Genomic DNA, 9907 nt, shown 5'->3' on the forward strand with positions numbered 1-9907 from the left:
CCCGCTCGTTATATCCATTCGCGAAAACTCCGGCCGCAAGGCCGGAGTTGAAGAGGCGAGAGCGGCCTCAGAGATCCAGCACCAGCCGCGCCGGATCTTCCAGGCTCTCCTTGACGCGCACCAGGAACGTGACGGCTTCCTTGCCGTCGATGACGCGGTGATCGTAGGACAGCGCCAGATACATCATCGGCCGCACTTCGATCTTGCCGCCGACCACCATCGGCCGCTCCTGGATCTTGTGCATGCCGAGGATGCCGGACTGCGGCGCGTTGAGGATCGGCGTCGACATCAGCGAGCCGTAGATGCCGCCATTGGTGATGGTGAAGGTGCCGCCCTGCATCTCGTCGATCTTGAGCTGGCCGTCGCGGGCGCGCCGGCCGAAATCGGTGATCGATTTCTCGATGTCGGAGATCGACTTGTGGTCGCAGTCGCGCACCACGGGAACGACCAGGCCCTTGTCGGTGCCGACCGCAATGCCGACGTGGTAGTAGTTCTTGAAGATCAGGTCGCTTCCGTCGATCTCGGCGTTGACGGCGGGAATGTCCTTCAGCGCCTGCACGCAGGCCTTGGTGAAGAAGCCCATGAAGCCGAGCTTGGTGCCGTGCTTCTTCTCGAACACGTCCTTGTATTGCGAGCGCAGCGCCATGACGTTGGTCATGTCGACCTCGTTGAAGGTCGTCAGCATCGCCGCGGTGTTCTGAACGTCCTTCAGGCGACGCGCGATGGTCTGGCGCAGCCGCGTCATCTTCACGCGCTCCTCGCGCGCGGCGTCGTCCGCGGGGGACGGCGCGCGCACCTGCACGGCGGCGGCGGGCTGGTTGACCGGGGTGGGAGCGGAAGCGGCCTTCTCGATGGCGGCGAGCATGTCGCCCTTGGTGACGCGGCCGTCCTTGCCGGAGCCGGGCACGGTCGAGGCATCGACGCCGCTCTCGGCGGAGAGCTTTCGCACCGAGGGCGCCAGCGGCGCATCGGACGGAGCGGCCTTGGGCGCGGCCGGCGCCGGAGCGGCAGCCGGTGCCGCGGCGGGCTTGGCGGCGGCGGGCGCGGCCTTCGCACCACCTGCGGCGCCGTCGTTGATCTGGCCGAGCAGCGCGCCGACCGCGACCGTCTCGCCGTCCTTGGCGACGATCTCGCCGAGCACGCCGGCGGACGGCGCGGGCACCTCGATCGTGACCTTGTCGGTCTCGAGCTCGACCAGCGGCTCGTCCACCGCCACGGCTTCGCCGGCCTTCTTGAACCAGCGGCCGATGGTGGCCTCGGTCACGGATTCGCCGAGCGTCGGAACGCGAATTTCAGTCATGGTCTTTCCTCAATACCCTTGAGCAACATTTCGCTGATGTCATCACCCGCCTTGTGCGCCGTTGCGCACGTGGGGCGGGTGATCCAGTACGCCGGGGCGTCAATGATGACGGCGGGGCCGCGGCGTACTGGATGCCCCGCTTTCGCGGGGCATGACAGTTAGTTCAAAGCCTCGTCCAGGAACGCCTTGAGCTGCGCCACGTGCTTGGACATCAAGCCGGTGGCGGTCGCCGCGGACGCCGCGCGGCCGGCGTAGCGCGGACGGCGGTTCGGTGCGTGGATCTGGTTCAGCACCCACTCCAGATACGGCTCGATGAAGTGCCAGGCGCCCATATTGCGCGGCTCTTCCTGGCACCAGACGATCTCGGCGCCCTTGAAGCGGGCAAGCTCCAGCACCAGCGCCTTCAGCGGCACCGGGTAGAGCTGCTCGATGCGCAATAGATAGACGTCGTCGATGCCGCGCTTCTCGCGCTCCTCGTAGAGGTCGTAGTAGACCTTGCCCGAGCACAGGATGACGCGGCGGATCTGGCCGTCCGGCTTCAGCTTGATCGGCTCGTTCGGCAGCATCTGGCTGTCATCCCAGAGAATGCGGTGGAACGAGGTGTCCCTGCCGAACTCGTCGAGCCGCGACACCGCGCGCTTGTGGCGCAGCAGCGACTTCGGCGTCATCACGATCAGCGGCTTTCTGATCTCGCGATGCAGCTGACGCCGCAGCATGTGGAAGTAGTTGGCCGGCGTGGTCGGATAGACCACCTGCATGTTGTCCTCGGCGCAGAGCTGCAGGAAGCGCTCGAGGCGGGCGGAGGAATGCTCCGGCCCCTGCCCTTCATAACCGTGCGGCAACAGGCAGATGAGGCCGGACATGCGCAGCCATTTGCGCTCGCCGGAGGAGATGAACTGGTCGAACAGCACCTGCGCGCCGTTGGCGAAATCGCCGAACTGCGCCTCCCACAGCGCCAGCGTATTCGGCTCGGCCAGCGAGTAGCCGTATTCGAAGCCGAGCACGGCCTCTTCCGACAGCAGCGAGTTGATGACCTCGTAATGGCCCTGCTCGACGCCGAGATGGTTGAACGGCGTGTAGCGGCTCTCGTCCTCCTGGTCGATCAAGACCGAGTGGCGCTGCGAGAAGGTGCCGCGCTCGCAATCCTGGCCGGACAGGCGGACGTGGCGGCCTTCCTCCAGCAGGGAGCAGAACGCCAGCGCCTCGCCGGTTGCCCAGTCGATGCCGACGCCGTTGTCGATCGCCTTCGCACGGTTGTCGAGGAAGCGCTGGATGGTGCGGTGGACGCGGAAGCCGTCCGGCACCTTGGTGATCCGGCGGCCGATGTCCTTCAGCACGGCGGTATCGACGCCGGTGACGCCGCGGCGGGCGTCCTCTTCCTGATCGGCGATCTTGAAGCCCGCCCATTTGCCGTCGAGCCAGTCGGCCTTGTTCGGCTTGTAGCTGGTGCCGGCCTCGAACTCGGCATCGAGCCGCGCACGCCAGTCGGCCTTGAGCTTGTCGACCTCGCCCTCGGTGACTACGCCCTCGGCGATCAGGCGCTTGGAATAGAGCGTGAGTGTCGAGGGATGCGCCGCGATCCGCTTGTACATCACCGGCTGGGTGAACGCCGGCTCGTCGCCCTCATTGTGGCCGTAGCGGCGATAGCACCACATGTCGATGACGACCGGCTTGTGGAACTTCTGCCGGAACTCGGTCGCGACCTTGGCGGCGAACACCACGGCTTCCGGATCGTCGCCATTGACGTGGAAGATCGGCGCGTCGATCATCTTCGCCACGTCGGACGGGTAAGGCGAAGAACGGGAATAACGCGGATAGGTGGTGAAGCCGATCTGGTTGTTGACGATGAAATGCACCGAGCCGCCGGTGCGATAGCCCTTCAGGTCCGAGAGGCCGAAGCATTCGGCGACCACGCCCTGCCCCGCGAACGCCGCGTCGCCGTGCATCAGGAGCGGCATCACCGAGATGCGCATGTCCGGCGGATCGCCGTGCTGGTCCTGCTTGGCGCGGACCTTGCCGAGCACCACGGGATCGACGATCTCGAGATGCGAGGGGTTGGCGGTCAGCGACAAATGAATCTTGTTGCCGTCGAACTCGCGGTCACTCGACGCGCCGAGATGATATTTGACGTCACCGGAGCCTTCGACCGCGTCGGGATTGGCCGAACCGCCCTTGAACTCGTGGAACAGCGCGCGGTGCGACTTGGCCATCACCTGGGTGAGCACGTTGAGGCGGCCGCGATGCGGCATGCCCAGCACGATCTCCTTCACGCCGAGATTGCCGCCGCGCTTGATGATCTGCTCCAGCGCCGGGATCAGCGACTCGGCGCCGTCGAGGCCGAAGCGCTTGGTGCCCGTGAACTTGAGGTCGCAGAATTTTTCGAAGCCCTCGGCCTCGATCAGCTTGTTGAGGATGGCGCGGCGGCCTTCCGGGGTGAAGCTGATTTCCTTGTCCGGGCCCTCGATACGCTCCTGGATCCAGGACTTCTGCGCGGCATTGCTGATGTGCATGAACTCGACGCCGAGCGTCTGGCAGTAGGTGCGCTCGCAAATCGCGACGATCTCGTGCAGCGTGCCGTATTCGAGGCCGAGCACGTGGTCGAGGAAGATCCTGCGGTCGTAGTCGGCTTCGGCGAAGCCGTAGGTGCGCGGGTCGAGTTCCTCGCGGTCGCGCTGCGCCTCGATGCCGAGCGGATCGAGATTGGCGTGGAAATGGCCGCGCATGCGATAGGCGCGGATCAGCATCAGGGCGCGCACCGAGTCGCGCGTCGCCTGATTGACCTCGGCGGGCGACAGCTCGGCGCCCCTGGCCTGCGCCTTTGCGGCAATCTTGCTGCCGACGGCCTTTTCGACCAATGCCCAGTTGCCGTCGAGCGCGGAGGTGAGCTCGTCGCGCGGCGTCAGCGGCCAGTGGTCGCGCCCCCACGAAGCGCCTTCGGCGTTCTTTTTGACGTCGGCGGGGCTGTCTTTCAGGCTCTTGAAGAATTCGCGCCACTCGGCATCGACGGAATTGGGGTTTTGCTCGTAGCGGGCGTAGAGATCGTCGATATAGGCGGCGTTGGTGCCCTGCAAAAACGAGGACAGAGCAAAAGCGGCGTTCGCGTCCTGACGAGACATGATGGCGTCCTGGTGATTTCTTGCTTCGCGCATGGAATACGGCGCGGCGGCCGGTCCGGTTACGGGCCGACGGGTTGAAAAATCCTTTACCCTATTTGCGCCGAATGTTCGCCCGGAAAAGAACCAAGTGGCGAATTTGAGTTCAAATCTTTGAGCGGGCTGCTTCGGAGGGTTTCGACGACGAAAAGGCCCCGGCTTCACTGCCGGAGCCTCGATCCTGATTTAGGTGGACCTTGGGTCGGGCGCTAGCCGCGCAGCGCCTCGACCAGCGTCTTGCCGAGCCGGGCCGGCGACGGCGATACCTTGATACCGGCAGCTTCCATGGCCGCGGTCTTGGAACCGGCATCGCCCTTGCCGCCGGAGATGATCGCGCCGGCATGGCCCATGCGGCGGCCGGGAGGCGCGGTGACGCCGGCGATGAAGCCGGCCATCGGCTTCTTGCGGCCGCGCTTGGCCTCGTCCTTGATGAACTGGGCGGCGTCTTCCTCGGCCGAGCCGCCGATCTCGCCGATCATGATGATCGAGGTGGTCTTGTCGTCACCCAGGAACTTCTCCAGCACGTCGATGAACTCGGTGCCCTTGACGGGATCGCCGCCGATGCCGACCGCCGTGGTCTGGCCGAGCCCCTCCTGCGTGGTCTGGAACACCGCCTCATAGGTCAGCGTGCCCGAGCGCGACACGATGCCGACGGAGCCCGGCTTGAAGATGTTGGCCGGCATGATGCCGATCTTGCATTCGCCCGCGGTCATCACGCCCGGGCAGTTCGGCCCGATCAGGCGCGACTTCGAGCCAGCCAGCGAACGCTTCACCTTCACCATGTCGAGCACCGGAATGCCCTCGGTGATGCAGACGATCAGCGGGACTTCCGCATCGATCGCCTCGCAGATCGCATCGGCCGCGCCTGGGGGCGGCACGTAGATCACGGACGCATCCGCGCCGGTCCTGGCGCGCGCCTCGGCGACGGTGTCGAAGACGGGCAGGTTGAGATGCTTCGAACCGCCCTTCCCCGGCGCGACGCCGCCGACCATCTTGGTGCCGTAGGCGATCGCAGCCTCGGAATGGAACGTGCCGTTCTTGCCGGTAAAACCCTGGCAGATGACCTTGGTGTTCTTGTCGATCAGGATGGACATGGTCGGGATGACTTTCGCGAGATACGGAGTGGGGGTCAGTGCACGCGCCGGTAAACGCCGGTGAGCACGTCGGCCCATCCTTCCGCGTCGGGCGAATACTGGATCTTCATGGAGTAGCTGTTGTCGTCGATGACTTCGTAGACGTGGCGGGCGTTGCCGCGCAGCGAGCCGCGCACCAGCACCAGCTGCTTGCCCTGCCAATTGCCGGAGGCCGGCGACGGCGGGTAGTAGCCGAGCGAGTCGAACCAGAACAGTTTGTAGAGCCGGTCCTCGCGGTCGTAGGTGAACACGCCGTGGGTGGCGAAGCTTTCCTTGCCGTCGCGGGTCTGGCGGGTGTCCTGGATCAGATAGAAGCCGTTGAGATCGATGCGCGCGACGACACGCGAGGTGGCCGGACCGCCGGCGTCCCAGCGCGACGGATAGACCATCTCCTCGCCGGTCCATTCGCCGGCGAATACCGCGAGCCGCTTGTGCTCTTCCTGCGGTTTCGGCGCGGTGAGACGATCCTCGGCCATCGCTAGCCTCCCTTGACGGCTTTCACGATCTTCTGCGCGGCGTCGTCGAGATTGTCGGCGGGGAGCACGTTGAGGCCGGACTCCCGGATGATCTGCTTGCCGGCATCGACGTTGGTGCCTTCGAGCCGGACCACAAGCGGCACGCTGAGGCCGACTTCCTTGACGGCGGCGACCACGCCTTCGGCGATGATATCGCATTTCATGATGCCGCCGAAGATGTTGACCAGGATGCCCTTCACGTTCGGGTCCGCCGTGATGATCTTGAACGCCGCCGCGACCTTCTCCTTGCTGGCGCCGCCGCCGACGTCGAGGAAGTTGGCGGGCTCCATGCCGTACAGCTTGATGATGTCCATGGTCGCCATGGCAAGGCCCGCGCCGTTGACCATGCAGCCGATGGTGCCGTCGAGCGTCACGTAGTTGAGATCGTATTTCGACGCCTCGATTTCCTTGGGATCCTCTTCGGTCAGGTCGCGCAGCGGCACCGCCACCTCGGGATGGCGGAACAGCGCGTTGTCGTCGAACGACACCTTGGCGTCGAGAACGCGCAGCTCGCCCTGCCTGGTGACGACCAGCGGGTTGATCTCCAGCATCGCCATGTCCTTGGCGACGAAGGCGGCGTAGAGCTGGCTCACCAGCTTTTCCGCCTGCTTGGCGAGCTCGCCGGAAAGGTGGAGCGCCTTGGCCACCGTGCGGCCGTGATGGGGCATGATGCCGGTCGCCGGATCGACCGAGAAGGTGACGATCTTTTCGGGCGTCGAGTGCGCGACGTCCTCGATGTTCATGCCGCCTTCGGTCGAGACCACGAACGACACTTCAGAGGTTTCGCGGTTGACCAGGATCGAGAGGTAAAACTCCTTATCGATGTCGGAGCCGTCCTCGATGTAGAGGCGGTTGACCTGCTTGCCGGCAGGACCCGTCTGCACCGTGACAAGGGTCGCGCCGAGCATCTGCCCGGCGTACTCGACGACCTCGGCGACCGACTTGGCGATGCGCACGCCGCCTTTGTCGCCGGCCTTGGCTTCCTTGAACTTGCCCTTGCCGCGGCCGCCGGCGTGGATCTGGCTCTTTACCACCCAGACCGGGCCGGGAAGCTTCTTGGCCGCCGCCTCGGCGTCCTCAGGCTTCAGCACCGGCACGCCCTTCGAGATCGGCACGCCGAATTCGTGCAGCAGAGCCTTGGCCTGATATTCGTGGATATTCATCGACAGACGCTCCCCAAACCCTGAATCGGCAGGGGTCGGCGCCCCCGCCTGTGTTCTGTGGCTGGCATACCATATACCACAAGAACTGCAAGAGCCGAAGATCGAGCTGGCCGATCTTCGGCCGGTTATCAAGTATTATCAGCGACCTAGCAGATCCGGCGCGATCTTCTTGCAGGCATCGACGAGACCCTGCACGGCGCCGACCGACTTGTCGAAGGCCTCGCGGTCCTTGCCGGCGAGTTCGATCTCAACCACGCGCTCGACGCCCTTGGAGCCGATCACGACGGGCACGCCGACATACATGTCCTTTACGCCGTATTCCCCGTTCAGGTAGGCGGCGCAGGGCAGCACGCGCTTCTTGTCCTTCAAGTAGCTCTCGGCCATCGCGATCGCCGAGGCCGCCGGCGCGTAGAACGCCGAACCGGTCTTCAGCAGGTTGACGATCTCGGCGCCGCCATTGCGGGTGCGGTCGACGATCTCGTCGATGCGCGCCTGCGAGGTCCAGCCCATCTTGACGAGGTCGGGCAGCGGGATGCCGGCGACGGTGGAGTAGCGCGTCAGCGGCACCATGGTGTCGCCATGGCCGCCGAGCACGAAGGCGGTGACGTCCTCGACCGAGACGTTGAACTCGTCGGCGAGGAAATAGCGGAAGCGCGCGGAATCCAGCACGCCGGCCATGCCGACCACCTTCTTGTGCGGCATGTTGGACGCCTTCTGCAGCGCCCAAACCATCGCATCCAGGGGATTGGTGATGCAGATGACGAAGGAGTCGGGGGCATATTTCTTGATGCCGGCGCCGACCTGCTCCATGACCTTGAGATTGATCGACAGAAGATCGTCGCGGCTCATGCCCGGCTTGCGCGGCACGCCGGCGGTGACGATGCAGACCTTGGCGTTGTCGAGCGCCTCATAGGAATTGGCGCCGACCAGATGCGAGTCGAAGCCGTCGACCGGCGAGGACTGCGCGATGTCGAGCGCCTTGCCCTGTGGAATGCCTTCGGCGATGTCGAACATCACGACGTCGCCGAGCTCTTTCAGCCCGATGAGGTGAGCCAGCGTACCGCCGATCTGACCGGAGCCAATCAAGGCAATCTTGTCGCGCGCCATGGGAAATCTGTCCTTTGAGAGCGGGTAAGGAGGATGGGAAGGAGCTTTCGGGGAGGGTGGTTATCCCTTTAGCAGGACCGGTTCAAGTCGCGCCATTCCCCTTTGGCAGCACTGCCGGGATTTCAGTCAGGTATGCCAGGACCGGCCCCAACCGTCATTGCGAGCGAAGCGAAGCAATCCAGCTTTGCCGGGGTTAAAGAAAGCTGGATTGCTTCGGTCGCTGCGCTCCTCGCAATGACGGCGGAACGATCAGGTTTCCACCAGCCCCGTCGTCGATCCGCTGGCGGAAGAATCCTTCCGCCCGTGCGGCAACGCCAGGTACGATTCCGAGCTCATTTCGATCAGCCGCGAAGACGTGCGCTTGAACTCGTTGGCCTCGACCCCTTCGGTCGCGTCATAGAGCGAGACCGGATCGGCCGCGGCAGAGGCCATCAGCTTCACGCCGTTGTCGTAGAGCGTGTCGATCAGCGAGATGAAGCGCTTGGCGGCGTTGCGATCGGCGTAGTCCATGACCGGGATGCGGTCGATCAGGATGGTGTGGTAGTCGTGCGCGAGGCGCAGATAGTCGCTTGCTGCGAGCGGCTTTTCGCAGATGTCGGCAAAGGAAAACCGCGCCACGCCATGCGCCGAGCACGGCACGTGCAGCTTGCGGCCCTTGATCGCGATATCGCGCGGCTTGCACGGCGCCCTGCCGGTAAGCCGGCCCCAGGCGCGGTTGAGCACGAATTCGGCTTCGGGATCGTTGGTCAGCCACATCCTCGCGCCGGCAAGCTTTTCCAGCCGGAAGTCGGTGCGCGCATCGAGCCGCATCACGTTCATGTGGTTGGTGATCTGCGCGATGAAGGGCAGGAACAGCGCACGGTTCAGGCCGCCCTTGTAGAGATCGTCGGGCGCCACGTTCGAGGTCGCCACCACCACGGTGCCGAGACCGAACAGCCTTGCGAACAGCCGGCCGAGGATCATGGCGTCCGCAATGTCGGTGACATGGAACTCGTCGAAGCAGAGCAGCCACGCCTCCTCGAAGATCGCATGCGCGGTCAGCCCGATCACGTCGGCATCGTCGATCTCGCCGCGCGCGATGTTCTGGCGGTAGGCGTAGATGCGCTCGTGCACCTCGGCCATGAATTCGTGGAAATGCGCGCGGCGCTTGTGCTTGACCGGCGACTGATCGAGGAACAGGTCCATCAGCATGGTCTTGCCGCGGCCGACCTCGCCATGGACATAGAGCCCGCGCGGCGGCGGCTCGTCCTTGTCGGCGAACAGCCGGCCGAACAGGCTCTGCTTCTTGATCGGCGTGTAGCCGCCTAGCCGACCCTCCAGCGCCGCGAAGGCTTGCGCCGCGGCATGCTGCGCCGGATCGGCCTCGATCGCTCCGGAAGCGATGAGGGCCTTGTAATGGGCGTGGAAGGTGGCGGGCGGGGTCGAGAGCATGGCCCTCTTTCCGCCTCAGCGCGCGGCAAAGTGCAAGCGGGGAATCGGGGGGAGGGGTATGCGCTCTTCTCCTTCGCCCCGCTCTTGCGGGGAGAGGGTCGGGGTG

At 64.9% G+C, this 9907-nt stretch carries 7 protein-coding genes; all 7 read right to left on the reverse strand.

Annotated elements, in window-relative coordinates; all coding sequences use genetic code 11:
* Nucleotides 1–67: 67 nt before the first annotated feature.
* Nucleotides 68–1300 carry a 2-oxoglutarate dehydrogenase complex dihydrolipoyllysine-residue succinyltransferase gene (gene odhB, locus ACT4OC_RS28665; RefSeq protein ID WP_444842424.1) on the reverse strand — a complete coding sequence of 411 codons (1233 nt, stop codon included), beginning with the start codon at nucleotides 1298–1300 and terminating at the stop codon, nucleotides 68–70.
* A gap of 158 nt (nucleotides 1301–1458) precedes the next feature.
* The gene (locus ACT4OC_RS28670; RefSeq protein ID WP_444842425.1) at nucleotides 1459–4416 is read right to left on the reverse strand and encodes a 2-oxoglutarate dehydrogenase E1 component; all 2958 of its coding nucleotides are present in this window, start codon (nucleotides 4414–4416) and stop codon (nucleotides 1459–1461) included.
* 245 nt (nucleotides 4417–4661) lie between these two features.
* A complete protein-coding gene (sucD, locus tag ACT4OC_RS28675) occupies nucleotides 4662–5546 on the reverse strand; it encodes a succinate--CoA ligase subunit alpha (protein ID WP_444842426.1) in 885 nt (294 codons plus the stop codon).
* A gap of 35 nt (nucleotides 5547–5581) precedes the next feature.
* Entirely contained in the window at nucleotides 5582–6061 is a 480-nt protein-coding gene (locus tag ACT4OC_RS28680) for a DUF1579 family protein (protein ID WP_444842427.1), read from the reverse strand.
* Between the two features lie 2 nt (nucleotides 6062–6063).
* The gene (sucC, locus tag ACT4OC_RS28685) at nucleotides 6064–7263 is read right to left on the reverse strand and encodes an ADP-forming succinate--CoA ligase subunit beta (RefSeq protein ID WP_444842428.1); all 1200 of its coding nucleotides are present in this window, start codon (nucleotides 7261–7263) and stop codon (nucleotides 6064–6066) included.
* A 138-nt stretch (nucleotides 7264–7401) separates the two neighbouring features.
* Complete coding sequence (gene mdh, locus ACT4OC_RS28690; protein WP_444842429.1) at nucleotides 7402–8370, reverse strand: malate dehydrogenase; 969 nt, start codon at nucleotides 8368–8370, stop codon at nucleotides 7402–7404.
* Between the two features lie 249 nt (nucleotides 8371–8619).
* The gene (gene zapE, locus ACT4OC_RS28695) at nucleotides 8620–9801 is read right to left on the reverse strand and encodes a cell division protein ZapE (protein WP_444842430.1); all 1182 of its coding nucleotides are present in this window, start codon (nucleotides 9799–9801) and stop codon (nucleotides 8620–8622) included.
* Between the last annotated feature and the right edge of the window lie 106 nt (nucleotides 9802–9907).

It is taken from the genome of Bradyrhizobium sp. (assembly GCF_052389815.1).
GTDB lineage: Bacteria > Pseudomonadota > Alphaproteobacteria > Rhizobiales > Xanthobacteraceae > Bradyrhizobium.